The sequence below is a fragment of the Pseudomonas syringae pv. cilantro genome (assembly GCF_001293775.1).
Classification (GTDB): Bacteria; Pseudomonadota; Gammaproteobacteria; order Pseudomonadales; family Pseudomonadaceae; genus Aquipseudomonas; species Aquipseudomonas syringae_P.
Window position 1 is genome coordinate 1 of record NZ_LGLN01000037.1, and the last position, 24,440, is coordinate 24,440.

Sequence of the window (24,440 nt, forward strand, 5' to 3'; positions counted from 1 at the left end):
TACCAACTGAGCTATCGCGGAACTATTGATTTCAGATTCAACGTTACAACCTTTAGCCTTGAAACCAGCGTGCTGTTAACTCGTTGATTTCAATCTCATCGACCTTTGCGCTTCGTTTGTATCGTTGCGTTCACGTCTCTGAGGCGCGCTATTCTACAATTTTAAAAACACCTGTCAACCCTATAAATTGCTTTTTAAGACAATGATTTGCGATTTTTTTTCAGATGCCCTTTCGAGGCCGATTTTACCGCTGGCAGCCTCCTTATGAAAAGGGCCCTCATCCCGAGAGCCCTTCTATAGAGGAGAGAAGCCGACGAGACGATCAGCCAAACACGATCTCGTCGTCGACCACCTTGCCGGTGATGCTGCTGCCCGGCTCGAAGCCACCCGAGAGGATCAGTTGCGCCAGCGGGTTCTCGATCCAGCGCTGGATGGCGCGCTTCAGCGGACGTGCGCCATAGACCGGGTCGTAACCGACGGCAATCAGCTTGTCCAGCGCCTCGGGGCTCAGGACTAGCGTCAGCTCGCGCTCGGCAAGGCGTTTGCGCAGCCGGCCCAGCTGGATATCGGTGATACCGGCAATCTGATCCCGCGCCAGAGGCTCGAAGATCACCACTTCGTCGATCCGGTTGACGAACTCCGGACGGAAGTGGGTGCCGACGGCGTCCATCACCGCTGCACGCTGTGCCTCGCGATCACCGACCAGTTCCTGGATCTGCGCCGAGCCCAGGTTGGAGGTCATGACGATCACAGTGTTGCGGAAGTCCACTGTGCGCCCGTGGCTGTCGGTCAAGCGCCCGTCTTCCAGCACCTGCAGCAGGATGTTGAACACGTCAGGGTGCGCTTTCTCGACCTCATCCAGCAAAATCACCGAGTACGGTTTGCGACGCACCGCTTCGGTCAGGTAACCGCCCTCTTCGTAGCCGACATAACCTGGTGGTGCACCGATCAGGCGAGCCACGGAATGTTTCTCCATGAACTCGGACATGTCGATGCGCACCATGGCCTCTTCGGTGTCGAACAGGAATTCGGCCAGCGCCTTGCACAGCTCGGTTTTACCCACACCGGTCGGGCCGAGGAACATGAACGACCCGCTTGGACGATTCGGGTCAGACAATCCGGCACGCGAGCGGCGCACCGCGTTGGAGACGGCAACGACCGCCTCTTCCTGACCAATGACCCGTTTGTGCAACAGGGTTTCCATGCGCAGCAGCTTGTCGCGCTCGCCTTCGAGCATTTTGGACACCGGGATGCCGGTCCACTTCGACACGACTTCGGCAATCTCTTCTTCGGTCACCTTGCTGCGCAGCAACTGGTTCTCGGGCTTGCCGTGCTGATCAACCATTTGCAGGCTGCGTTCCAGGTCAGGAATGATCCCGTACTGCAACTCGGCCATGCGGTTCAGGTCACCCCGCCGACGTGCGGCTTCCAGCTCCTGACGGGATTGCTCTATTTTCTGCTGGATCTGCGCAGAGCCCGTGACCTCGGCTTTTTCCGACGTCCAGATTTCTTCGAGATCGGCGTATTCCTTTTCGAGACGCACAATTTCGTCCTGGAGCTTCTCAAGACGCTTGATGGCCGCGTCGTCCTTTTCTTTCTTGAGCGCCTGAGCCTCAACTTTCAGCTGAATCAGGCGGCGCTCCAGACGGTCCAGCACTTCCGGCTTGGAGTCGATTTCCATACGAATGCGGCTGGCCGCTTCGTCGATCAGGTCGATGGCTTTGTCAGGCAACTGGCGATCAGTGATGTAGCGGTGGCTCAACTTGGCCGCCGCAATGATCGCGCCATCGGTGATCGCCACCTTGTGGTGCACTTCGTAGCGCTCTTTCAGGCCGCGCAGAATCGCGATGGTGTCTTCTTCGCTCGGTTCGTCCACCAGCACTTTCTGGAAGCGACGCTCAAGCGCGGCGTCCTTCTCTATATATTGGCGGTACTCGTTGAGCGTGGTGGCACCGACGCAATGCAGCTCGCCACGGGCCAGCGCGGGTTTGAGCATGTTACCGGCGTCCATCGAGCCTTCGCCTTTACCGGCACCAACCATGGTGTGCAGCTCGTCGATGAACAGGATGATCTGGCCTTCCTGCTTGGACAGTTCGTTGAGCAGTGATTTCAGGCGCTCCTCGAACTCGCCACGGTACTTGGCACCGGCGATCAGCGCGCCCATGTCCAGCGACAGCAGACGCTTGCCGCGCAAGCCGTCCGGCACTTCGCCATTGATGATGCGCTGCGCCAGCCCTTCGGCAATGGCGGTTTTACCCACGCCAGGCTCACCGATAAGCACCGGGTTGTTCTTGGTGCGGCGCTGCAGAACCTGAATGGTGCGACGAATTTCGTCATCCCGGCCGATCACCGGGTCAAGCTTGCCCTCTTCAGCGCGCTTGGTCAGGTCGACGGTGTACTTGTCCAGCGCCTGACGCGACTCTTCGACGTTAGGGTCATTGACGGCCCCGTCACCGCGCAGGTTGTTGATGGCATTTTCCAGGGCCTTCTTGCTGACGCCCTGGCCCAGCAATAATTTGCCGAGCTTGCTGCTTTCATCCATGGCCGCGAGCAACACCAGCTCGCTGGAAATGAACTGATCGCCTTTCTGCTGCGCCAGGCGGTCGGCCTGATTGAGCAGGCGCGCCAGATCCTGCGACATGTTGACGTCGCCGGTCGGGTTCTGGATTTTTGGAAGCCGGTCGAGTTCTGCGCTGAGTTCTTTGCGCAGGCTGTTGATGTCAAAGCCGACTTGCAGCAGCAGAGGTTTGATCGAGCCGCCCTGCTGTTCCAGCAATGCCTGCATCAAATGCGCAGGCTCAATGGCGGGATGGTCGAGGCCGACGGCCAGCGACTGGGAATCCGATAAGGCTAACTGTAATTTACTGGTCAATCTGTCGATACGCATTAGTCACCTTCCTTTTAATGCAGGCCGGAGCAATGAACACACCTGTAAAGAAAACCTGCTGAATAGCCAGTTAGATGCGGACGATTCTGCGCGTTTCAAGCGGGCCGGGGTTGATACAGATCAGACGAGTGTTCAGGCAAGCCTGGCTGGCTTGTGCAAAACAGCCCGGCAATCAGGCGTGTTCGATCCAGATCAGCGAGGCAAAGCGGCCAGTGCGCGCAGCGCGGCGGTAGGAAAAGAAGCGTGGATCAGTGAACGTGTCCAGCCCGCCGCCATACACGGCAGAGATGCCATGGGCAGCCAGTCGCAGTCGGGCGAGCGCATAAATGTCGGCCATGAAACGTTCAGGATTCAAACTGGCGACAAACGCGTCGGCAGTCTGAGGATGGCTCGCTGTAAAAGCTTCGCGCACTTCCGGGCCGACTTCGAACGACGGCTGGCCAATGGCTGGGCCCAACCAGACCAGAATGTCTTGCGGATCACACTGCAAACTGTCCGCCGTAGCCTCCAGCACACCCGCTGCCAGCCCGCGCCAGCCTGCATGCGCAGCAGCGACACGAGTGCCGTCGCGGCGACAGAACAAAGCGGGCAGGCAGTCGGCGGTCATGATGGTGCAGGCCACGCCGGGGGCACTCGTCCAGCTGGCATCGGCTTCGACAACCCGGGACGGATCGGCATGCGCCACGTCTACGCCGTGCACCTGACGAAGCCAGGCAGGATCGACATTGAGGCTGGACATCAGGCGCAGACGATTGCTCGCCACCGCCTGCGGGCTGTCATCGACATGATCGCCCATATTGAAGCTGTCGAACGGGGCCAGACTGACCCCGCCCAGGCGGGTGGTAACGCATGACTTGATCTGCGCTGGCGCGGGCCAGTCAGGTATCAGCCAGTCATTCACCCGATGAACGCCTCGCGATCCTGCTTGAGCAACGACAGCAACCAGACGAAATCATCCGGTAGTGGCGATTCCCAGCTCATGCGCTTGCCGGTGATCGGATGATCGAGCTCCAGAAAGCGTGCATGCAGCGCCTGACGCGGGAAGGTCTTGAGCGAGTCGACCATGGTCAGGCTGGCGGCTGGCGGAATACGGAAACGACCACCGTAGGCCGGATCGCCGACCAACGGGTAGTTGATGTGTGCCATGTGCACGCGAATCTGGTGCGTGCGGCCGGTTTCCAGCTTGACCCGCACATGCGTGTGCGAACGGAAGCGCTCCAGCACGCGGTAATGACTGACCGCCTGCTTGCCGCCCTCCATGACCGCCATGCGCTGACGCTGCTGACCATGACGACCGATCGGCGCGTCGATCTTGCCGCCTGCGGTCACGACACCGATCACGATGCACTCGTAGATACGGCTGACACTGCGACTCTGCAACTGGGTGACCAGTTGGGTCTGCGCCTGAATGGTCTTGGCGACCACCATCAGACCCGTGGTGTCCTTGTCCAGACGGTGCACGATGCCGGCACGCGGGACATTGATGATGTCCGGCACATGGTGCAGCAAGGCATTGAGCAGCGTGCCGTCGGCGTGACCGGCAGCCGGATGCACCACCAGGCCGGCTGGCTTGTTGATGACGAGGATCTGGTCGTCTTCATAGATAATGTCGAGCTCGATGTCCTGAGCGACCCATTCACCCTGGGCCTCCTGCTCGGCAATCAGCTCGAGAACAGCGCCACCATGCACGATGTCACGGGGGCGCAGCACGCCACCGTCCACAGTCAGGCGACCGTCCTTGATCCAGGCGGATAGGCGCGAGCGCGAGTGCTCAGCGAATAATTGTGCGGCGACTTGATCGAGGCGTTGACCGCCCAATTCGGACGGCACCTCTGCGCGAAGTTCTATATTTTCGGACATGACCAGACTAGGTGGCGGCTAGCCTTTGGTTTCGGCAGCGCGCTTGTGGTTAAATACGGCGTCTTTTGTCCCGCCGGTATCGCGGGGCGCTCATCATAACAGGACGGCCCCGCCCAAGACAGCAGGCCGTTATAGGGACGCAAGCCGCCATGCAAGTGAAACACCTGCTGCTGATCGCCATCCTCGCATTGACTGCGGCCTGTTCGTCGAAGGAAGTCATCGACGAAAACCTCAGCGAAGTCGAGCTGTACCAGCAGGCGCAGGCCGACCTGGGAAATAATAGCTATAACAGTGCCACCGAGAAGCTCAAGGCGCTGGAATCACGCTATCCGTTCGGTCGCTACGCTGACCAGGCCCAGCTCGAGTTGATTTACTCGAACTACAAGAACGGTGAACCCGAGGCAGCCAAATCCGCTGCCGAACGTTTCATCCGCCTGCATCCGCAGCACCCGAACGTCGACTATGCGTATTACATGAAGGGCCTGACCTCCTTCGACCAGGACGTCGGCCTGCTGGCCCGCTTCCTGCCACTGGACCAGACCAAACGCGACCCGGGGGCTGCCCGTGACTCGTTCAACGAGTTTGCCCAGCTCACCAGCCGCTATCCCAACAGCCGCTACGCGCCTGACGCCAAGCAGCGCATGATTTACCTGCGCAACCTGCTGGCGTCCTACGAAATCCACGTAGCCGACTACTACCTGACCCGTCAGGCCTATGTCGCCGCCGCCAACCGCGGTCGCTATGTCGTGGAAAACTTCCAGGAAACGCCTTCGGTAGGCGACGGCCTGGCGGTGATGGTCGAGTCTTATCAGCGTCTGCATCTGGACGACCTGGCTGCCACCAGCCTGGAAGTGCTGAAGACCAACTACCCGAACCATCCGCAACTGGAAGACGGCAAGTTCACCCCGCGTCAGGCTGAAGCCGACAACCGCTCGTGGCTGTCGAAAGCGACCCTGGGCCTGATCGACGGCAGTGCACCGCTGCCACCGGGCCAGACCCGCGCCGATCAGGACATCAAGAAGCAGTATCAGGACGCCAAGGACTCGATCCCGAAAGAGCTGTTGCCGGAAAATCAGGCAGAGCTGGACGAGCAGGCCGAGAAAGAAGCTGAAGAGAACGGCACCAAGAGCCGCTCGTGGTTCAGCTACATGACTCTGGGTCTGTTCGACTGATCCTGAGCGTGAACAAAAAGAGGCCTGCGGGCCTCTTTTTTCATGCATCAATTTTATGACGCGCAGCCACTGTGCGCGTGCCCACGGCTTGGCTACACTGCGCCATCGTCAATCACTCAGCGGGTAGTCATGATTCGCCTATTAATGTGGGTCGCGTTGATCGCGGCGGTGATCTGGTTCGTCAAGCGCCTGATCAACCCTCCCAAGCCAAAGCCCCGCTCGCAGCCGCCCGAAATCGATGCGGCGCCAATGGTCCGCTGCGCACATTGTGGCGTTCACTCCCCTCGTGATCGCGCGTTGAGTCAGGGTCAGCTCTGGTATTGCAGCGAGGCCCACCGGCTGGAAGGCCCAGCGGCACGTGACCGCTGAGACGCCCCACCTCGCCAGCCCACAGGCGCAACGGATTCTGCGGCTGTATCACCTTTATCGCCTGACCATCGGCGTCGTCCTGGTCCTGTTGATCTCCAGTAGCCTGGAAACCGAACTGTTGCAGCTGGCCAACCCGAACCTGTTCCGCTCGGGTTGCTGGCTGTACCTGGTGTTCAACATTCTGGTCGTGGTATTGCTGGAGCGCCCTACCCGTCAGTCACACCTGTTCAGCCTGGCGATGGTCGACGCGATCATGCTGTCCGGCCTGTTCTACGCGGCGGGCGGCCCGTCCAGCGGTATCGGCAACCTGCTGATTGCCTCGGTCGCCATCAGCAACGTACTGCTGCGCGGCCGTATTGGCCTGTTGATCGCCGCCGTGTCTGCCATCGGCATCATCTACCTGACGTTCTACATCAGCTTCGGCACGCCTTCAGTCTCCAACGACTACGTGCAGGCAGGTTCGCTGGGGGCGCTGTGCTTCGCCGCCGCGTTGCTGGTGCAGGCGCTGACCGCGCGTATGCAGACCAGTGAAGTGCTTGCCGAGCAGCGTGCAGCGGACGTCGACAGCCTGGAAGAACTCAACGCACTTATTCTGCAACGCATGCGCACCGGCATTCTGGTGCTGGACGCTCGACGTCAGGTGCTGCTGGCCAATCAGGGCGCACTGGCTTTGCTGGGCCACGAACGGCTGGCCGGTCAGGTGATCGACGCTTACTCGCCGCAGTTAGTTGATCGCCTGCGCCAATGGCTGATCAATCCGATCATGCAGCCGCGCAGCATCAGCACGTCGGTCATCGGCCCGGAACTGCAACCGAGTTTCGTCGCACTCAATCGGGGCGACCAGCGCCAGACGCTGATTTTTCTCGAAGATCTGTCGCAAATTGCCCATCAGGCACAACAGCTCAAGCTCGCCGCGCTGGGCCGTCTGACCGCCGGTATTGCCCACGAAATACGCAACCCGCTGGGTGCCGTGAGCCACGCCGCGCAGTTGCTCAACGAATCGGAAGCACTCAGCGCGCCGGACCGGCGTCTGGGGCAGATCATTCACGATCAATCGCAGCGCATTGACCGGGTTATTGAAAACGTCTTGCAGCTCTCTCGACGACGTGAGGCGCAACCGGAGCTGCTGGACCTGAAAGTCTGGCTCGACGCATTTGTCGCCGACTTTCGCGATGCCGCCCTGCCCAACCAGTTGCTGCACGTGGAGGTCCATGTCGGCACCCTCACCACGCGCATGGACGCCGAACAGCTGACACAAGTGGTGACCAATCTGGTGCAGAACGGCCTGCGCTACAGCAGCCAGAATCACTCTTTGGCGCAGGTTTGGCTGAAACTCCATCATGACCGGAAAAGCGACCTGCCCATTCTCGAAGTGCTGGACGACGGGCCGGGCGTCAGCGAGCAGCACCTGAGCAAGATTTTCGAACCCTTTTTTACGACTGAAAGCAAAGGCACCGGTCTGGGGCTATACCTTTCCCGTGAGTTGTGCGAAAGCAATCAGGCGCATCTGGAATATGCACCCCGGCCAGGCGGCGGCAGTTGTTTGCGCATCACTTTCGCCCACCCGTTCAAAACGAGCTGAGCATGAGCCAACGGCAAAAAATCCTGATAGTCGACGATGAGCCGGATATTCGCGAACTCCTGGAAATCACCCTGGGACGCATGAAGCTCGACACTCGCAGCGCCCGCAATGTCGCCGAGGCGCATGAATGGCTGGCGCGCGAGTCATTCGACATGTGTCTGACCGACATGCGTCTGCCAGACGGCAACGGCCTTGAGCTGGTGCAGCACATCCAGCACGGTTACCCGCAAGTGCCGGTGGCAATGATTACCGCGCATGGCAACCTGGACACCGCAATTCATGCGCTGAAGGCCGGGGCCTTCGATTTCGTGACCAAACCGGTTGACCTCAACCGCCTGCGTGAGCTGGTCAACAGCGCGCTGAGCCTGCCTTCCAGCGTGCAACCGGTACGCAGCATCGACAGCCGCCTGCTCGGCGATTCGCCGCCGATGCGCACATTGCGCACCCAGATCGGCAAGCTGGCGCGTAGTCAGGCGCCGATCTACATCAGCGGTGAATCCGGCAGCGGCAAAGAACTGGTGGCGCGCTTGATTCACGAGCAGGGGCCGCGGAGTGAAAAGCCGTTCGTGCCGGTCAATTGCGGGGCGATTCCTTCCGAATTGATGGAAAGCGAGTTCTTCGGCCACCGCAAAGGCAGCTTCAGCGGCGCCCATGAAGACAAGCCGGGCCTGTTTCAGGCGGCGCATAACGGCACGTTGTTTCTTGATGAGGTCGCCGATCTGCCGCTGGCCATGCAGGTGAAACTGCTGCGGGCGATTCAGGAGAAATCCATCCGCAGCATCGGCGGTCAGCAGGAACAGGTGGTCGACGTGCGCATTCTCTGCGCCACCCACAAGGACCTCAACGCCGAAGTGACCGCCGGGCGTTTCCGTCAGGATCTGTATTACCGGTTGAACGTGATCGAACTGCGCGTCCCCTCATTGCGCGAGCGCCGAGAGGATATCGACCAACTGGCCGCCAGCGTTCTGCAACGTCTGGCGGGCAAGGATGCGCAACCGGTGGCGCGTTTGCAGGCACAGGCACTGGAAACCCTGAAAAACTATCGCTTCCCCGGCAACGTGCGCGAACTGGAAAACATGCTGGAGCGCGCTTACACCCTCTGCGAAAACGACGAAATCCATGCCAGCGACTTGCGTCTGGCCGAATGCTCCAGCCCTCAGGAACACCAGGGCGCGAATCTGGCCGATATCGACAATCTGGAAGATTACCTGGAAAGCATCGAGCGCAAACTGATCCTGCAAGCCCTTGAAGAAACCCGCTGGAACCGCACCGCCGCCGCAGAACGGCTCAGCTTGTCGTTCCGCTCGTTGCGCTATCGGTTGAAAAAGCTGGGGCTGGATTGACTGCACCGTTTGACTATCGTGCCGGCGCTCTGCGCCCATTTTTATACACAAGTCCGTGGGAGCGAACTTGTTCGCGAAGACCGCACTTCAAGCGATGCATTTTCGGAGAATGTACCGCCCCTTTCGCGAACAAGCGAAGCGTCGCCCGGTCCGCTCCCACGCCCTGCGGGCAGAATCAAAAGCGGACGTGCTTAGTACGATGAGCGCTGGAGCGTGAGGAACAATAATCTCGACTATCGTGCGACGCTCCGCGTCGGCATGCCTTTCTGGACGCTCTGCGTCCGATCCTGTTGGGTGCAGCGAGCGTTGAGGCCACAATAACCGTGACCCTATCCCGCAAAAGTCACTCATTGTCCACTTCCACCAATGCCAGTAAGCTCCACCCCATGAACAAATCCCTCAGTAATCCCGTAGCAAGCCGTGGCCCGGTCGACCATGAAATTCGTGATCAGATCGTGATTGCCGCCACCGAGCATTTCAGCCAGTACGGTTACGGCAAGACCACCGTGTCAGATCTCGCCAGGGCAATCGGTTTTTCCAAGGCGTATATCTACAAGTTCTTCGAGTCCAAACAGGCCATCGGCGAGATGATCTGCGCCAATTGTCTGCGCGAAATCGAGGCTGAAGTCCGCACAGCGGTCAACGACGCGGGCAGCCCTCCTGAAAAGCTGCGACGCATGTTCAAATCAGTCGTTGAAGCCAGCATTCGCCTGTTTTCGCAGGACCGCAAGCTGTACGAGATTGCCACATCGGCAGCGACCGAACGCTGGCAGGCGACGTTGATTTACGAGGAGCACCTCAAGACCATTCTCCAGGACATTCTGCAAGAGGGTCGGCAGAGCGGCGACTTCGAGCGCAAGACGCCCCTTGATGAAACCGTCATGGCGATCTATCTGGTGATGCGTCCTTACATCAACCCGCTGCTTCTGCAACACGGCTTCGATTATACCGATGAGGGACCGAGTCAGTTATCCAGCCTGGTGCTGCGCAGCCTGTCGCCGTGAAAAACAATTCTTTGTGACCATTGACTAATTTGGTCACTAGACTCAAAGTGCAGTCATCGATCACTGCACGTTGAGATTCCCATGCTCCGGCACCACCTCGCCCTGCTCACTTTCGCCTGTGCTCTACCGGTCGTGCTGACCGCTTGCAGCGAAAAAACGCAATCGGACCCACGCACCGAGTCGCCATTGGTGCGCGTTGCGATCCTCAAGGAAGCCAACGTGGCACCTCGCGCCTTCACCGGAACAGTGGCGGCGCGCGTGCAAAGCGACCTGGGTTTTCGGGTTGCCGGCAAGGTACTGGAACGCTTCGTCGACACCGGACAACCCGTCAAACGCGGTCAGCCGCTGATGCGCATTGACCCTGCCGACCTGAAACTGGCTGCCCAGGCGCAACGCGAAGCGGTGACCGCTGCCAGAGCACAGGCAAAGCAGACGGCAGATGAAGAGCTGCGCTATCGCAACCTGCGCAGCAGCGGCGCGATATCGGCTTCGAACTACGACCAGATAAAAGCCGCAGCCGACTCGGCCAAAGCTCGCCTCAGCGCCGCCGAAGCGCAGGCGGAAGTCGCTGTCAATGCGACCCGTTACGCAGACCTCGTGGCAGATGCCGACGGTATCGTCATGGAAACCCTCGCCGAACCCGGCCAAGTGGTGAGCGCCGGGCAAGTGGTGGTGCGCGTCGCCCATGCGGGGCCTCGTGAAGCGGTCGTTCAGCTCCCGGAAAACCTTCGCCCGCGCATAGGCTCTACCGCGCAGGCTACGCTGTTCGGCAACCAGAACCATGACGCGACAACGCGGCTGCGACAGCTGTCGGACGTTGCGGACCGCCAGACCCGCACATTTGAAGCGCGTTATGTGCTGGAGGGCGAGATGGCAAATGCGCCGCTGGGCACCACCATCACCGTGAAGATCCCCAGTGCGGATGCGGTCGAGCAGAACGTGTTGCAGGTGCCGATCAGTGCCCTGTACGACGCGGGCAAAGGGCCAGGCATCTGGGCAATCAAAGGCGACCCGACACAGGTCTACTGGACGCCGGTGACCGTCCGGCACCTTGATGACGAGTACGCCCGTATCAGCACGCCGCTCAGCCCAGGCGCGCCAATCGTCGCCCTCGGCGCGCACCTTCTGCATGACGCCCAGCCAGTACGAGTGAGCGCTCCAGCAGCGGTCAGCGTGGCAGAGAGCGTGCAGCCATGAGTGGCGATCGTTTCAACCTGTCGGCGCTGGCCGTGCGCGAGCGCTCGATTACGCTGTTTCTGATCTGCCTGATTTCACTGGCCGGCATCATTGCGTTTTTCAAACTGGGTCGCGCGGAAGACCCGGCCTTCACGGTCAAGGTGATGACGGTAGTGTCGGTCTGGCCGGGCGCGACCGCGCAGGAGATGCAGGACCAGGTCGCGGAAAAGATCGAAAAACGCCTTCAGGAACTGCGCTGGTACGACCGCACCGAAACCTACACCCGACCAGGCATGGCGTTCACGACCCTGACCCTGCTCGACAGCACACCGCCTTCGCAAGTCCCGGATGAGTTTTACCAGGCGCGCAAAAAAATCAGCGACGAGGCGATGTCACTTCCGTCCGGGGTTATCGGGCCGATGGTCAACGACGAATATTCCGACGTCACTTTTGCGCTGTTCGCACTCAAGGCCAAAGGCGAGCCGCAGCGCGTGCTGGTGCGGGACGCCGAAACCCTGCGCCAACGCTTGCTGCATGTATCAGGCGTGAAGAAGGTCAATATCGTAGGCGAGCAGCCCGAACGAATTTACGTCGAGTTTTCCCACGAGCGACTGGCCACGCTGGGGATCAGCCCTCAAGACGTGTTCACCGCACTGAATAATCAGAATGCGCTGACGGCCGCAGGTTCGGTCGAAACCCATGGTCCGCAAGTGTTCATCCGCCTGGACGGGGCGTTCGATGAGTTGCAGAAGATTCGCGACACACCGGTCGTGGCGCAGGGCCGCACGCTGAAGCTGGCGGACATCGCCACGGTCAAACGCGGTTACGAAGATCCGGCGACCTTCATGATTCGCAGCGGCGGCGAACCCGCGTTGCTGCTGGGCATCGTCATGCGCGACGGCTGGAATGGCCTGGACCTGGGCACGGCGCTGGATCGGGAAGTCGGCGCGATCAACGCCGAGCTGCCACTGGGCATGAGCCTGAACAAAGTCACCGATCAGGCCGTCAACATCAGCTCATCGGTCGACGAGTTCATGATCAAATTCTTCGTCGCCCTGCTGGTGGTCATGCTGGTGTGCTTCATCAGCATGGGCTGGCGGGTTGGCGTGGTGGTCGCCGCCGCGGTGCCGCTGACCCTGGCGATGGTCTTCGTGATCATGGCCATGAGTGGCAAGAACTTTGACCGAATCACACTGGGCTCACTGATCCTGGCCCTCGGGCTGCTGGTCGACGACGCGATCATCGCCATCGAAATGATGGTGGTGAAGATGGAAGAAGGCTACGACCGCATCGCCGCATCTGCCTACGCCTGGAGCCACACGGCCGCGCCCATGCTGTCCGGCACGCTGGTCACCGCCGTCGGCTTCATGCCCAACGGCTTCGCACGCTCCACTGCGGGGGAATACACCAGCAACATGTTCTGGATCGTGGGTATCGCGTTGATTGCCTCGTGGGTGGTTGCCGTGTTTTTCACGCCGTACCTGGGCGTGAAACTGCTGCCTGAGGTGAAGCAGGTCGAAGGCGGACACGCAGCGCTTTACGACACGCCACGCTACAACCGTTTTCGCCGGATTCTGGCCCGGGTCATCGCTGGCAAATGGCTGGTCGCCGGTTCAGTCATCGGGCTTTTTGTGCTGGCTGTGCTGGGCATGGGGCTGGTCAAGAAGCAGTTTTTCCCGGTGTCTGACCGCCCTGAAGTGCTGGTCGAAGTGCAGATGCCTTACGGCACATCAATCGCGCAAACCAGCGCTGCCGCCACAAAAGTAGAAAACTGGCTGGCCGAGCAGGCCGAAGCCACCATCGTCACCGCCTACATCGGCCAGGGCGCGCCGCGCTTCTACATGGCGATGGGCCCGGAATTGCCTGACCCGTCATTCGCCAAGATCGTGGTCCGCACTGACAGCCAGGAACAACGCGAGACGCTGAAACACCGGTTACGCCAGGCGATTTCCGAGGGCCTCGCGGCGGAGGCACGGGTGCGCGTCACGCAACTGGTATTCGGCCCCTATTCGCCGTTCCCGGTCGCCTACCGTGTCAGCGGGCATGACCCGGACACGCTGCGCCACATTGCTTCGCAGGTGCAGCAGGTCATGACCGCCAGCCCGATGATGCGCACGGTCAACACAGACTGGGGCACGCGCACGCCGACCCTGCATTTCACCCTGCAACAGGACCGCATGCAGGCCATCGGCCTGAGCTCCAGCCAGGTCGCGCAACAATTGCAATTTCTTCTGACGGGTCTGCCGGTGACGGCGGTGCGTGAGGACATTCGCACGGTGCAGGTGATCGCTCGCTCGGCGGGCGACACGCGCCTCGATCCGGCGAAAATAATGGACTTCACCCTCGCCGGCGCTGACGGGCAGCGCATTCCGCTGTCGCAGGTGGGCAGTGTCGATGTGCGCATGGAAGAACCGGTGATGCGGCGGCGTGACCGCGTGCCGACCATCACAGTGCGTGGTGACATCGCCGACGGCCTGCAACCACCCGATGTGTCGACCGCGATCACCCGGCAACTAAAGCCCGTCATCGACAAGTTGCCCAGCGGTTACCGCATCGAGCAGGCGGGCTCAATCGAAGAGTCCGGCAAGGCGATGGACGCCATGCTGCCGCTGTTCCCCATCATGCTGGCGATTACGCTGATTATCATCATTCTGCAGGTGCGTTCGATATCGGCCATGGTCATGGTATTCCTGACCAGCCCGCTGGGGCTCATCGGCGTGGTGCCTACACTGATCCTGTTTCAGCAGCCGTTCGGCATCAACGCGCTGGTCGGGCTGATTGCACTGTCCGGCATTCTGATGCGCAACACGCTGATTCTGATCGGCCAAATCCACCATAACGAGCAAGAAGGGCTCGATCCGTTTCAGGCGGTGGTCGAGGCGACCGTGCAGCGCGCGCGGCCTGTGATACTGACGGCGCTGGCGGCCATTCTGGCGTTCATCCCGCTGACCCATTCGGTGTTCTGGGGCACGCTCGCTTACACGCTGATCGGCGGCACCTTCGCCGGCACGGTGCTGACCCTGGTGTTCCTGCCTGCGATGTATTCGATATGGTTCAAAATCAGGCCGAGTGGCAGCGACCGGGCTGTCAACGCCGAGCCCGCAAACTAGAGGGAAGTCGGCGCGGTGATCGCACGATTCAAGGCCACGACCTGTTCGTGGCCCAGCGGCCCCGGTGCAGACATGATTTCTTTGAGCACGGCGTCGCGATGGTGCGGAGCCTGCGCTCTATCAGCTGCGGCCAGGGCCGGCTTCAGCTCGCGGACTTGCAACTCGGTGCAATACGCCGGGGTGCCCGGCTGTTGACGCCATGAGTCGGCCAGACTGCCCGAATCCAGCGCATCAAACCCTGTCGTCTCGACCAGCGACTGGGCCAGCACCTTGGCTTGGGCGTCATCGCCCGCAACGGGCAATGCCAGACGCAAAGGTGAGCCCGCAAGCAGGCCCTTGCTGGCAAGCGTCTCGGCCAGCAACGCATTCCAGGCCTTGATCACGGGGCGACGAATCTGATTGCTGACCCAGACGCTTTCGGGCTGACCGTTGTCGACTTCTTCTATCACGCCGTCGCGCATGGGGTAGTAATTGGAGGTGTCGATCACGACAACGTGCGCGGGCACCTGGCTGAACAGGTCGGCCAGGTCCGCGTACTTGGCGAACGGGATCGAGGTGATGACGACGTCAACACCTTGAACCGCCTCCTCCCGGCTGACGGCGCTGGCACCGACGTCGCGGGCAAGATCGCGAATGGACTCAGGCCCTCTGGAGTTGGCCAGCTTGATTTCATGACCGCTGGCGGCCAGTTTGCGGGCCAGGCTGGCGCCGATCGAGCCCGTGCCGATAATTCCGATTTTCATGTGTGGCTCCTTTTCGTTTTTCCGGGGTGGAGTGCCAAGTGCAGTTCAGTCAACGACAGGACGCGCAAACTCGTTCAGCGTGTCACGAAGTGTTTCCAGCCCGCCGTTGGTCAACTGGCACGCGGTTTTGATCTGGTCGGTGACGCCCCACGCAGCTTCGCGCAGCGCCTCCCCGGCCTCGGTCAACGCAATCAAGACCCGGCGCTCGTCATTGCGGTCGCGGGTGCGCGTGACCATGCCCGAGACCTCCAGACGTTTGAGCAGCGGCGTAATGGTGCCGGTGTCCATCGCAAGCCGGGTGCCCAGCTCGCCCACGCTTCTGGGCGCGGCGCTGAACAGCTCGAGCATGACGAGGTACTGTGGAAACGTGAGCCCCAACGGTTCCAGCAACGGTTTGTGCAGGCGGATCATTCGGTTGGCAGCGCCATACAGAGCAAAGGACAGCTGAGTCCCGACTTCACGGCGCACAGTGGAGGTGCTGGCTGGCATGGCTTTTCTAGCTCGCTACTATCTAGTGCGCTAGACAATAACAGCAATAATCCGCGCTGGCAAAGCAGGCGAATTTGAAAGGTGTGAGCCGTTGAGCCGATCTCGCCGCCCGAACACACTCAATCAAACATGCAGGCGACCTGCCGGAGCATAAGGCGTCGGGTCAATGATCGGCGCGCGATCCAGCAGCAAGTCGGTGAGCAACTGGCATGACGCGGGAGCCAACACCAGGCCGTTGCGGTAGTGACCGCAGTTGAGCCACAGCCCGTCGAAACCCGCGAGCGGGCCGATGAAGGGGATGCCCTCGGGTGAGCCGGGGCGCAACCCTGCCCACTGGGCGATGGGCTCGGCGCTGGCCAGTTGAGGGAGCAATTCGATGGCCGACGCTTTGAGACTTTCCAGCGCTGCCTGCGTGGTGGTCTTGTCGAACCCTTCGTGTTCCAGCGTGCTGCCGATCAGGATGTGCCCGTCACGACGCGGGATCGCGTAGCGCCCTTTCGCGAGGACCATGCTCGACAGAAAATCCGATGCGCACTTGTAGAGGATCATCTGCCCTTTTACCGGTTCGACCGGCAGGTCCAGGTGTAGGGTCTTGAGCAGTTCGCCGCTCCAGGCGCCAGCGGTGAGAATCACCCGGTCCCCGGTTACCACGCCTGATGACGTGTTCACGCCTGAAACCCTGTGGCCCTCACGCACAAAGCCGCTGACTTCGCACTGCTCGCGAATCTCGACAGTGGGCAGCGCCAGCAACGCAGCCTTGAGCGATTTGACCAGCCGAGGGTTGCGCACATTGGCCACGTTGGCCATGTAGATCGCCCGAGCATACCCTTCACCCAGCGCCGGCACGGCGTCATGCACGGCCGAGATATCGACACTGCTCAGTGGCCGCTTCTCGCGGACAGCCCACTCCAGCGCGGCGCGTTCATCATCAAGGTCGAGCCAGTACAGGCCGGTGGTATGAACTTCGGGGTCGACACCGGTTTGCGCATATAAACGCTCGCCAAGGTGCGGATAGAAGTCCTGAGACCAGTGCGCCAGCGCGGTGACCGCCGGGCTGTAGCGCCACGGGTAAAGTGGCGAAACAATTCCGCCACCGGCCCAGGAAGACTCTTGCCCGACGTCGGAGCGATCAAGCACGACGACGTTGACCTGTTCAGAGGCGAGATTGAGGGCGGTCAGCAGACCGATCACTCCACCGCCAATGATGACTACTTTTTGCTTGGACATCTTGGTCTCAGAACCTTGGTCTCAGAACAAAGAAACGGTTTCAGCGGCCCCAACAGTCTTTGGCCGTGACGCCACCGGTGGTCCCGGTGTTGGTGCGCGCGCCGGTGCTGGTGATCACGAAGCTGCCACACTTGTCGCCCGCCATCATCGTGCCTGCGATGGGGTCGGCGGTCAGGGTGAAGTCGGTAGCGGTTAGGGCCGGAGTGATTTTGTAGTAGGTATTGCCAGCAGCCACACCTTTGTATTCCGCGTAGCCTCCATTCTGCGAATAGAAGCGCTCCAGCGCCTGCGTCTGCTCAGACAGCAAGCTGGCAATGGCCGAACGCTGCGTGCGCTTCACATACTCGGTGTAGCTGGGGTACGCGACGGCGGCCAGAATACCGACAATCGCCACGACGATCATGAGTTCGATCAACGTAAAGCCTCTGGATATAGCTCGCATGATTCGTTTCCCTATTGGATTTGTCGCCACATGACGCGCTGGAAGGAGGTAGGCTCTCTGTAATTAAAGATATTTCCTTTGCTGTCCGTTATGTAGGTCACGGCATTGGAAGACGAAGAGACAACCGACGCCAGGCTTGGAATGCCCGCACCGAAACCGATGCCGGACACCAGCAAATCGCTGGCGTTGATTTCACCATCGCCGTTGGTGTCGATAAAGCGGTAAGTCAGCATCTTGCCCGTTGCCGGATCCAGCTGAAACGTGCGACCGGTGCCTGTGCTTTCACAAGGATCGGTGGAGGTTACCGCTGCTGTAGCGAACGCAATTCGCCCCCGGATGAATTGTGCAGGAAAGATGATTCGTTCACCTATCAAGGGGTCAACTGTAGAGAGCGGCAAATACCAGCCTTTCTTACTGGCCCAGTCCACGGTGTTCGAAGAGGTGGTAGAAAAGGAGCCTCCCGTCGCATCGATGCTGGCGACAACTTGCTGAGCCTGCAAATTATTTTCCACAATGCCACCTACTCCGTTATCAGCATCCCAGATGGCATAGAAATCCTGTAACGCGTTGGTCTGCTTGTCGGCCGCCTCAAGAAACTTTCCGGTCCCGAAATAGATGATCTTTCCATTAAGCGGATGATCGAACATCACGGGCTGCACGGTAATAGGCTGGCCCGCACCTCGTGGCGCAGTGAACAGCGGCGAACCGTTGAAGGCCACCTTCCAGCCGCTGGGATCCGTCGAGCTCAGGTCAAACTTCCACATGCGCCCTTTCAAGTCGCCTGCGTAGGCTGCCTGCAGTACATTGCGCGAGTTCACGCGCAGCTTTACCGAGGACAGCCCGTTGTCCGTTTCGCTACCGATAACTGGAGTCGGAATTTCAGCGATCACGGCTCCCGTCGAGGCATTCAGCACAAAAAGAGACGCCCTTCCGGTAAAGCTGCCGTAGCCATTACCGACCACAACGACGCCAACGTCGTTATCCATTCGGGCTGCCTCGGGCCTGGAATAGCTGTACCCCAGATTATTGAATCTGTTGTTGGTGTCAGAAGTGTCTGGCGCTTTGACTTCCCAGAGAGCGCCCACGCTATTGGTTGTGCCCTCGAACAGCCTGATAGCAAAGAACGCCTTGCCGCCTGCACCCAAGCCGCTCGCAGCGACGGTGCGCCATGTAGCGTTGCTGCCGTTCTGAGTATCGAATACCGCTATCTGCCCATCGACTGTAAATTTATGCACCGCCGTTCCGTAGTTGCTCGCGGCAATAGTCGCCAGCGAACTCAATGCCGTCGACGGCATATAGGCGTACGTGCGCTGGCCCGTCGCGGGCGTGATCACGTTAAAGAAACCGTCGTTGGCGTTGACCAGCAGGCTTGAGTTCATTTTGCTGGCTTTGGTAACCAGATAATCAGAATACGACGTGCCGGTGCCGTAATCGGTAGACGTTCTTTCCGACGGGCTGGTGACCACAAGATTGGTATTGATCAGGTCGCCCAGCAACCGCGTGCGAGTTCGTAACGCTGTATTTGCAGTGCCTTTGGCCCAGGCGATCATTTGCGTACCGTTTACGCCATTAGGCAGCGTCGCGGTTAAGGTAGTTTGCTGGGCAGGAGACAGGGCGGTGAAATTCAGCGCAATGGTAGCAGACGATAACGTGTTCCAGGTTTCGTAGGTCGGCGCGGGGGTAGAGTTCGCCAGTATCGTTGTATCCGTAGACCAGGCAACTGTACCCGTATTCCCGGTCACGAGGTCTACGTTGAAAGCATCGACAGTGCCGTGCCAGTCCGTCGGGTCGTACAGCGTCCGAAAAAAAAGCGTACCTGTGTTTAAAAAAGGAGAACTTGCTGACGCACCGCCGCCCGATCCAGTCCTGGCATAAATATCACTTAAAGCAAGGTTCAGCGCGGTGTTCAAACCGGCACTGTCGTTGGTCTGGAAATACTTGCCATGCCCATGATTATCGTCTGCTGTATCAATCAGCATTTGGTTCGCCGCTGTGAAACCAATGGTGTACGTACTCAGGTTTTGCTTGGTGAAACCCGCGTTATCCCAACTTTTCCGGGTCAGATCACCGCCCGCATTAACGGCGTCTCTACGCAAGTCAATGTCATAGGCGAACTTGGCCAGATCGTCCAGATACAGCCTGTCGCCTTCGCCATCACCAAACAGGTCATTACCGTCGTTGGCCGCATTCAGATCCCAGTTGGGTAGAGAGCGGGTGGTATCCAGAACATCGTCAGGGTCGTTGGTCGGAAAGGTCCGATCGTAGGTCGGCAAGCCATCAGTGACCACAACGCCGTAGTTTTTCTGGCAACGGTATTGAATCGGACTCACATAATTAGAACCGCCTTGATAGAACGGTGCAATGCCACGGAAATAGCGCGTGATCTCATAGTAGGTTTCAGCCAGGGGAGTGTTGGCTGTCGGGTTCAGATTGGCAATGGCCTGCCTCAGGGCGTTGATATTGGCAGTGGCCTGCGCCTGAGTAACGCCATTGGGCTGGTATACGGTCGCGGCCACCGGTGACAGGTCGGTGACCACTCTTGCGATCCTGCCGCCAGGGCCGAGGTCGACGTTACCCGGCTCGTTGAACGTGGCGAGTCCGATCCTGAGCGACGTGTTGTTGGTCACCAGCGAGGTCGCTACGGTTTTCGCGACATTCATGCGGAAATCGTTAGGGATGACACCGTTGAGGTAACTGCGAACTCCGAAGAAATTGGGCCCGACCTGATCGATCAAGTAAGACAGGTAATTGGCCGTGTAGCGCGTCAGCCCGCCTCCAGCAGGATCCGGCAAGGCAAGGCAAAACTGAATGTTATCGCGAAACACCGGACGGCCGCCAAACGGGCACCGCAATGACAACGTGATGATATTGGTGCCGTTTATATCGCCCAGCGACAGCGTTTCATCCCCCGAGATGGTGCTCACGAATGGGCAAACTACGGTTATCAGACCGCTCAAGCACTGCGTTGAAAAGTAACTGATATCCGACCGTTTAATCGTTGGATCAAACCCCGACGCCCAGATGATGTTGTACATGCTCCCGGAGTTGTCCACGAGCAACATCAAATTGGGCGGTACTGCCGATGCACTGAGCAGTGGCGCCTGCGCGGGAGTGAATGCATACACCGGTGTCGTCAGGTACAGCGCCAATAATGCGCCGTAGAAATACCTGAACAGCCGCTTAGCAGTTGACATACATACTCTCCAGCACTGTGCGCGGGGCGGTCTGACTGGAAACGGGAGCTACGGCCGTGATCCGATAAAGCGTCACGGCACTTGTACCCGAACAGACGGTAGGCAGCTTGATCGGCGTTATCGTATTGCCCAGGTTCTGAATAGCGTAGACGCCCCCTCCCTCTACCTCCACCCAGGTTACACCCGCACTCCCCGCACCTTTACCTTTCACCGTATTGAAATCAGTAGGTGGCGCGCAATTGACCAGGGAATTACACACCTCCATTGAGAAGCCAACCTTTTTGATTGCGGACTCACCGATACGCAACGCCGCTTCAGCCATCTGGAAGGATTGGTTGCGAACCATGACACTGCCCGCCATCTTTTCCTGCAACGTGGCGTTTTGCATCGACGAAATACCCAGCAGCGTCAACAGCAGCAGAAACACCAGACTGACCAGCAACACCATGCCGCGCTGCTTTGCGGGAAAGGTCCGGGTCATATTAAGGCGCACGATCTTGTTCATGTTTGGCCCGTTCAAAAGCGGTTACGCAAATAGGCGACGACGCTGTACCGCTGGTCCTGAACGCGCCCGTCCGGATCCCGTAGCGTCAAGAGGATGCGCACACTGCGTATATCGCCAGAGTTGGCGGCGGTAATGGTCTGGGTGTACGTCATCGGATTGCCCGCCATACCAAAAAAGAGCTCAAGCCCGGACACGTTCTGCAGCAGCGGTTCAGACCTCCCTGCCGTGGTGGCCTGAATATTCAAGGCTGTGCCATTCAGTGTGTAAACCAGTTGCCGCAAAGGAAAAGCGGTTTGCCCGGCAGCCGGGGCCCGCGTGCCGGCGTATAACTGAGTGGTCTTTTTGCAATCCGAAATGACTGTCCAGGTCGGCGACCCTCCAGTGGTGCCGATATCTGCGGTTACCAGCGTCAGTTTATTGTTCGCGTTATCCCAGAGGATCGGATTATCCAGTGCCGCTGCGGGCCAGGTGATTGCTGGCGAAACGGGCATATAGTCTTTGAAACTCAGGCAGCCATACATCCCGGTCATCCTGATTTCCTGCACCAGCTTGCTCAACAGAAAACGGGCATCTTCCTGCATGCGCGCGGCAGCGTTCTGGCTCTGAAATGTGCCTCTGGAAGCGGTGAAAATCTGGATGATGCCAAGGCTCACGACCAGCCCCAGTACCAGCGCCACCATGATTTCAACCAGCCCGAAGCCTCTTGAAAGTTTGTTCATGGGGTGAGCCCGATGCGCGAGACCAGAACGAAGCTCCGGGGTGGCAGAGTGCCCGTCGCACCTCCTGTTGCCTGATTGCTCGCACCGGCGGCGCGGGTGTCGCTCCAGCCAATGGTGATGGTCACTAACGTAAAGTCGCTGATCACAATGCTGGCCGTGCCGCTCGTGCCTGCAAAATTAGTGATATTGGTCTTGAAATCAAACAGATCCTGCACCCTGGCATCGTTCAGGTTGGCAGCTTGCGCGGCATCCAGATTCGCCAACGCATAGGACGCCAGCACATTCCTGGTACCGTTGGCACTCGCATTGCCATCAACATTGGCGCGTATGCGATCCATCATGTCGTAGGCAATGAAGCTGGCCTGGCTGCTCATGGTCGAGCTGTCGGTGTATTTGAGCGCATTGAGCTGAATGGCGGCGGCTCCCAGCAAGCCAATGGCAAGGATCAAGACCGAGACCAGTACCTCGATCAGGGTTAGGCCGGTCTGGCGATGTCGGGTTCTATACAGCATCAGCAGCTTCCACCAAGGACGATCCGTCCGGTCAGACAGATATTGACGGTTTTGGTCGTGCTGCCCCGGGTGTAGGTCATGATGACCGCCGAAGCCGGGGCAATAAGCCCCCCAAGGTTATTGAAATCAAGTGCTGCTGCATTAGGCGCCGTCACCAACGCTGCCCCGCTGCTCATTGCAGCCACGGTACGAAGTGCTTTCTTGTTGGCATCAGAAGCCAGATACACCTGCAATTCACTGGTCCATGCCGTCCCGCTGGTCGGTGCAATGCGCACCGTCACTCCCCTGTTTATCGCCTCGAGTCGCGCATAGTTGAGCGCGCGCTGCAAATCGCTGACCTCGGTATCGGCCTTGTTGCTCTGGATGGAACTGGTGAAATTCGGGATAGCGATAGCCGCCAGGATACCCACCAGGGACACAGTGACTAACAATTCGATGAGGCTGAATCCCTTGGCTATATGACGCATTGAGTGTCTCCTAGACGTTACGACTATAAGGCAGCAACGCCGCAGGAAAATCCATAGCGTGACGTACGGTTGTTTTGCGACGACGAACGCCCGCAGGGTTCTGAAACGGCGTTTTCCAGGGAGGAAAGCAGATGAAGCATGCAGGGTTCACGCTGGTCGAATTACTCATCGTGGTTGCACTGATCGCCATTCTCGCCAACATCGCCACACCTTCTTTCAAGGAACTCATCGAATCGAATCGAGGACTCGCGACGGCTCAGGAGCTGGCCAGCGGCATCCGTTCAGCCAGAGTCGCCGCGATCACGCGCAATCAGATCGTGACAATCCATGCCATCGAGCAAGACTGGAGCAATGGCTGGCGGATCATACTCGACGCAGATGGCAAAGGGCCGGATGAAAACGATACGTTATTGATAGAACGCGCGAATGGCGGCAAGACACGCGTGGTCGGCAACCGGAAAGTCGCAGGGCACTTGAGTTTCAACGGTCTGGGCAACTTGCGGAACAGAACCAACGGCACGCTGCACGTGTGTGCCAGCGATCAGCCGGCCAGCAACTACCGGGTGATCGTAGCGCCGGCTGGCCGAGTCAGGATCGAAGACACAAAACAGGAAGCAGCCCTGTGTGGCTGAGCGGGATCAGAGCAGCGACTTGACCCGCAGCTCCTTGGGCATCGAGAACGTGATGTTCTCTTCACGACCCGCCAGTTCATCTGCGCCGGTCGCGCCCCAAGCGTGCAATTGCTGGATCACACCCCGCACCAGCACTTCCGGAGCCGATGCACCTGCGGTGATACCGATATGCTGCACGCCGTCGAACCAGCTTTGCTGCATGTCTTCGGCACCATCGATCAGGTACGCCGGGGTGGCCATGCGTTCAGCCAATTCGCGCAGGCGGTTGGAGTTTGAGCTGTTCGGGCTGCCCACCACCAACACCACATCGCACTCGTCGGCCAGTTGCTTGACGGCGTCCTGACGGTTTTGCGTGGCGTAGCAGATGTCGTCTTTGCGCGGCCCGCCAATGGCCGGGAAACGCTGGCGCAATGCATCGATAACGCGGCTGGTGTCGTCCATCGACAACGTGGTCTGGGTCACGAACGCCAATGAGTCCGGGTTGCGCACTTGCAGCGTCGCCACGTCGTCTTCATCCTCGACCAGATAGATCGCGCCGCCATTGGCGGCGTCATACTGGCCCATGGTGCCTTCGACTTCCGGATGACCGGCGTGGCCGATCAGAATGCACTCGCGACCATCGCGGCTGTAGCGGGCGACCTCGATATGCACTTTGGTGACCAGCGGGCAGGTGGCATCGAAGACTTTCAGGCCACGACCGGCAGCCTCGGTGCGCACGGCCTGGGAAACGCCGTGAGCACTGAAAATAACGATGACGTCGTCAGGCACCTGGTCCAGCTCTTCGACGAAGATCGCGCCGCGAGAGCGCAGGTCTTCAACGACAAATTTGTTGTGTACCACTTCATGGCGCACGTAGATCGGCGGACCAAACACTTCCAGAGCGCGATTGACGATTTCGATCGCGCGGTCCACACCGGCACAAAAGCCGCGGGGGTTGGCGAGTTTGATTTGCATGCTGTGCCTCATGTGTGGAGCAGCCCGGCCGAAGCCGGGCTTGATGGCGGAGA

At 59.5% G+C, this 24,440-nt stretch carries 21 protein-coding genes; 8 read left to right on the top strand and 13 right to left on the bottom strand.

Annotated elements, in window-relative coordinates; translation table 11 throughout:
* Positions 1-322 precede the first annotated feature (322 nt).
* The 3 genes from clpB to rluD form a co-directional block, all read right to left on the bottom strand.
* Positions 323-2,887, bottom strand: a complete 2,565-nt coding sequence (clpB, locus tag ABJ99_RS11355; protein WP_054085928.1) for an ATP-dependent chaperone ClpB — start codon at positions 2,885-2,887, stop codon at positions 323-325.
* A gap of 172 nt (positions 2,888-3,059) precedes the next feature.
* On the bottom strand, positions 3,060-3,788 hold the full coding sequence (gene pgeF / locus ABJ99_RS11360; RefSeq protein WP_054085929.1) for a peptidoglycan editing factor PgeF: 729 nt from the start codon (positions 3,786-3,788) through the stop codon (positions 3,060-3,062).
* Positions 3,785-4,747 (bottom strand): 23S rRNA pseudouridine(1911/1915/1917) synthase RluD, encoded by a 963-nt coding sequence (gene rluD / locus ABJ99_RS11365; protein WP_005895286.1) that lies wholly within the window; start codon positions 4,745-4,747, stop codon positions 3,785-3,787. The genes pgeF and rluD overlap by 4 nt, the downstream gene beginning before the upstream one ends.
* Positions 4,748-4,896: 149 nt before the next feature.
* On the opposite strand from rluD, the gene ABJ99_RS11370 reads away from it, so the two are divergent.
* From ABJ99_RS11370 to ABJ99_RS11400, 7 genes are all read left to right on the top strand, one after another.
* Positions 4,897-5,919, top strand: a complete 1,023-nt coding sequence (locus ABJ99_RS11370; protein WP_007253447.1) for an outer membrane protein assembly factor BamD — start codon at positions 4,897-4,899, stop codon at positions 5,917-5,919.
* A 129-nt stretch (positions 5,920-6,048) separates the two neighbouring features.
* Entirely contained in the window at positions 6,049-6,288 is a 240-nt protein-coding gene (locus tag ABJ99_RS11375; RefSeq protein WP_057447172.1) for a PP0621 family protein, read from the top strand.
* The gene (locus tag ABJ99_RS11380; protein WP_054085931.1) at positions 6,278-7,870 is read left to right on the top strand and encodes a sensor histidine kinase; all 1,593 of its coding nucleotides are present in this window, start codon (positions 6,278-6,280) and stop codon (positions 7,868-7,870) included. The genes ABJ99_RS11375 and ABJ99_RS11380 overlap by 11 nt, the downstream gene beginning before the upstream one ends.
* Before the next feature lie 2 nt (positions 7,871-7,872).
* Positions 7,873-9,213: a sigma-54-dependent transcriptional regulator gene (locus tag ABJ99_RS11385; RefSeq protein WP_054085932.1), complete on the top strand. Its 1,341-nt coding sequence runs from the start codon at positions 7,873-7,875 to the stop codon at positions 9,211-9,213.
* Positions 9,214-9,599: 386 nt separating this feature from the next.
* Positions 9,600-10,217: a TetR/AcrR family transcriptional regulator gene (locus ABJ99_RS11390; RefSeq protein WP_054085933.1), complete on the top strand. Its 618-nt coding sequence runs from the start codon at positions 9,600-9,602 to the stop codon at positions 10,215-10,217.
* A gap of 81 nt (positions 10,218-10,298) precedes the next feature.
* Positions 10,299-11,414 (top strand): efflux RND transporter periplasmic adaptor subunit, encoded by a 1,116-nt coding sequence (locus tag ABJ99_RS11395; protein ID WP_054085934.1) that lies wholly within the window; start codon positions 10,299-10,301, stop codon positions 11,412-11,414.
* Positions 11,411-14,503, top strand: coding sequence for an efflux RND transporter permease subunit (locus ABJ99_RS11400; protein WP_054085935.1), 3,093 nt, complete (start codon positions 11,411-11,413; stop codon positions 14,501-14,503). The genes ABJ99_RS11395 and ABJ99_RS11400 overlap by 4 nt, the downstream gene beginning before the upstream one ends.
* Here ABJ99_RS11400 and ABJ99_RS11405 read toward each other — a convergent pair.
* The 9 genes from ABJ99_RS11405 to ABJ99_RS11445 all read right to left on the bottom strand — a co-directional run bounded on the left by ABJ99_RS11405 (position 14,500) and on the right by ABJ99_RS11445 (position 22,801).
* Positions 14,500-15,246: an NADPH-dependent F420 reductase gene (locus tag ABJ99_RS11405; RefSeq protein WP_054085936.1), complete on the bottom strand. Its 747-nt coding sequence runs from the start codon at positions 15,244-15,246 to the stop codon at positions 14,500-14,502. The two genes, ABJ99_RS11400 and ABJ99_RS11405, sit on opposite strands and share 4 nt — an antisense overlap.
* A gap of 45 nt (positions 15,247-15,291) precedes the next feature.
* Positions 15,292-15,735 carry a MarR family winged helix-turn-helix transcriptional regulator gene (locus ABJ99_RS11410; protein ID WP_054085937.1) on the bottom strand — a complete coding sequence of 148 codons (444 nt, stop codon included), beginning with the start codon at positions 15,733-15,735 and terminating at the stop codon, positions 15,292-15,294.
* 123 nt (positions 15,736-15,858) lie between these two features.
* On the bottom strand, positions 15,859-16,962 hold the full coding sequence (gene thiO, locus ABJ99_RS11415; protein WP_054085938.1) for a glycine oxidase ThiO: 1,104 nt from the start codon (positions 16,960-16,962) through the stop codon (positions 15,859-15,861).
* 40 nt (positions 16,963-17,002) lie between these two features.
* On the bottom strand, positions 17,003-17,404 hold the full coding sequence (locus ABJ99_RS11420; protein WP_054085939.1) for a type IV pilin protein: 402 nt from the start codon (positions 17,402-17,404) through the stop codon (positions 17,003-17,005).
* Positions 17,405-17,415: 11 nt separating this feature from the next.
* A complete protein-coding gene (locus tag ABJ99_RS11425) occupies positions 17,416-20,598 on the bottom strand; it encodes a pilus assembly protein (protein WP_054085940.1) in 3,183 nt (1,060 codons plus the stop codon).
* Positions 20,585-21,103 (bottom strand): pilus assembly PilX family protein, encoded by a 519-nt coding sequence (locus tag ABJ99_RS11430; protein WP_054085941.1) that lies wholly within the window; start codon positions 21,101-21,103, stop codon positions 20,585-20,587. Before ABJ99_RS11430 ends, ABJ99_RS11425 begins: the two co-directional genes overlap by 14 nt.
* 11 nt (positions 21,104-21,114) lie before the next feature.
* Positions 21,115-21,822: a PilW family protein gene (locus ABJ99_RS11435; RefSeq protein WP_054085942.1), complete on the bottom strand. Its 708-nt coding sequence runs from the start codon at positions 21,820-21,822 to the stop codon at positions 21,115-21,117.
* Complete coding sequence (pilV, locus tag ABJ99_RS11440) at positions 21,819-22,334, bottom strand: type IV pilus modification protein PilV (RefSeq protein WP_054085943.1); 516 nt, start codon at positions 22,332-22,334, stop codon at positions 21,819-21,821. Before pilV ends, ABJ99_RS11435 begins: the two co-directional genes overlap by 4 nt.
* Positions 22,334-22,801: a GspH/FimT family pseudopilin gene (locus ABJ99_RS11445; RefSeq protein WP_007253462.1), complete on the bottom strand. Its 468-nt coding sequence runs from the start codon at positions 22,799-22,801 to the stop codon at positions 22,334-22,336. Before ABJ99_RS11445 ends, pilV begins: the two co-directional genes overlap by 1 nt.
* Positions 22,802-22,932: 131 nt before the next feature.
* On the opposite strand from ABJ99_RS11445, the gene ABJ99_RS11450 reads away from it, so the two are divergent.
* Positions 22,933-23,433, top strand: coding sequence for a GspH/FimT family pseudopilin (locus ABJ99_RS11450; protein WP_054085944.1), 501 nt, complete (start codon positions 22,933-22,935; stop codon positions 23,431-23,433).
* A 6-nt stretch (positions 23,434-23,439) separates the two neighbouring features.
* Here ABJ99_RS11450 and ispH read toward each other — a convergent pair whose 3' ends face one another.
* Positions 23,440-24,387 (bottom strand): 4-hydroxy-3-methylbut-2-enyl diphosphate reductase, encoded by a 948-nt coding sequence (gene ispH / locus ABJ99_RS11455; protein ID WP_007252426.1) that lies wholly within the window; start codon positions 24,385-24,387, stop codon positions 23,440-23,442.
* Positions 24,388-24,440 lie beyond the last annotated feature (53 nt).

What these genes read in the sequence shown, in the direction of transcription:
- ABJ99_RS11375 (WP_057447172.1), top strand. Translation starts at nt 6,049, where the DNA reads ATGATTCGCCTATTAATGTGGGTCGCGTTGATCGCGGCGGTGATCTGG.
- clpB (WP_054085928.1), bottom strand. Translation starts at nt 2,887, where the DNA reads ATGCGTATCGACAGATTGACCAGTAAATTACAGTTAGCCTTATCGGAT.
- ABJ99_RS11420 (WP_054085939.1), bottom strand. Translation starts at nt 17,404, where the DNA reads ATGCGAGCTATATCCAGAGGCTTTACGTTGATCGAACTCATGATCGTC.
- thiO (WP_054085938.1), bottom strand. Translation starts at nt 16,962, where the DNA reads ATGTCCAAGCAAAAAGTAGTCATCATTGGCGGTGGAGTGATCGGTCTG.
- ABJ99_RS11390 (WP_054085933.1), top strand. Translation starts at nt 9,600, where the DNA reads ATGAACAAATCCCTCAGTAATCCCGTAGCAAGCCGTGGCCCGGTCGAC.
- ABJ99_RS11400 (WP_054085935.1), top strand. Translation starts at nt 11,411, where the DNA reads ATGAGTGGCGATCGTTTCAACCTGTCGGCGCTGGCCGTGCGCGAGCGC.
- ABJ99_RS11445 (WP_007253462.1), bottom strand. Translation starts at nt 22,801, where the DNA reads ATGCGTCATATAGCCAAGGGATTCAGCCTCATCGAATTGTTAGTCACT.
- ABJ99_RS11425 (WP_054085940.1), bottom strand. Translation starts at nt 20,598, where the DNA reads ATGTCAACTGCTAAGCGGCTGTTCAGGTATTTCTACGGCGCATTATTG.
- ispH (WP_007252426.1), bottom strand. Translation starts at nt 24,387, where the DNA reads ATGCAAATCAAACTCGCCAACCCCCGCGGCTTTTGTGCCGGTGTGGAC.
- rluD (WP_005895286.1), bottom strand. Translation starts at nt 4,747, where the DNA reads ATGTCCGAAAATATAGAACTTCGCGCAGAGGTGCCGTCCGAATTGGGC.
- ABJ99_RS11385 (WP_054085932.1), top strand. Translation starts at nt 7,873, where the DNA reads ATGAGCCAACGGCAAAAAATCCTGATAGTCGACGATGAGCCGGATATT.
- ABJ99_RS11405 (WP_054085936.1), bottom strand. Translation starts at nt 15,246, where the DNA reads ATGAAAATCGGAATTATCGGCACGGGCTCGATCGGCGCCAGCCTGGCC.
- ABJ99_RS11435 (WP_054085942.1), bottom strand. Translation starts at nt 21,822, where the DNA reads ATGAACAAACTTTCAAGAGGCTTCGGGCTGGTTGAAATCATGGTGGCG.
- ABJ99_RS11430 (WP_054085941.1), bottom strand. Translation starts at nt 21,103, where the DNA reads ATGAACAAGATCGTGCGCCTTAATATGACCCGGACCTTTCCCGCAAAG.
- ABJ99_RS11450 (WP_054085944.1), top strand. Translation starts at nt 22,933, where the DNA reads ATGAAGCATGCAGGGTTCACGCTGGTCGAATTACTCATCGTGGTTGCA.
- pilV (WP_054085943.1), bottom strand. Translation starts at nt 22,334, where the DNA reads ATGCTGTATAGAACCCGACATCGCCAGACCGGCCTAACCCTGATCGAG.
- ABJ99_RS11370 (WP_007253447.1), top strand. Translation starts at nt 4,897, where the DNA reads ATGCAAGTGAAACACCTGCTGCTGATCGCCATCCTCGCATTGACTGCG.
- ABJ99_RS11395 (WP_054085934.1), top strand. Translation starts at nt 10,299, where the DNA reads ATGCTCCGGCACCACCTCGCCCTGCTCACTTTCGCCTGTGCTCTACCG.
- ABJ99_RS11410 (WP_054085937.1), bottom strand. Translation starts at nt 15,735, where the DNA reads ATGCCAGCCAGCACCTCCACTGTGCGCCGTGAAGTCGGGACTCAGCTG.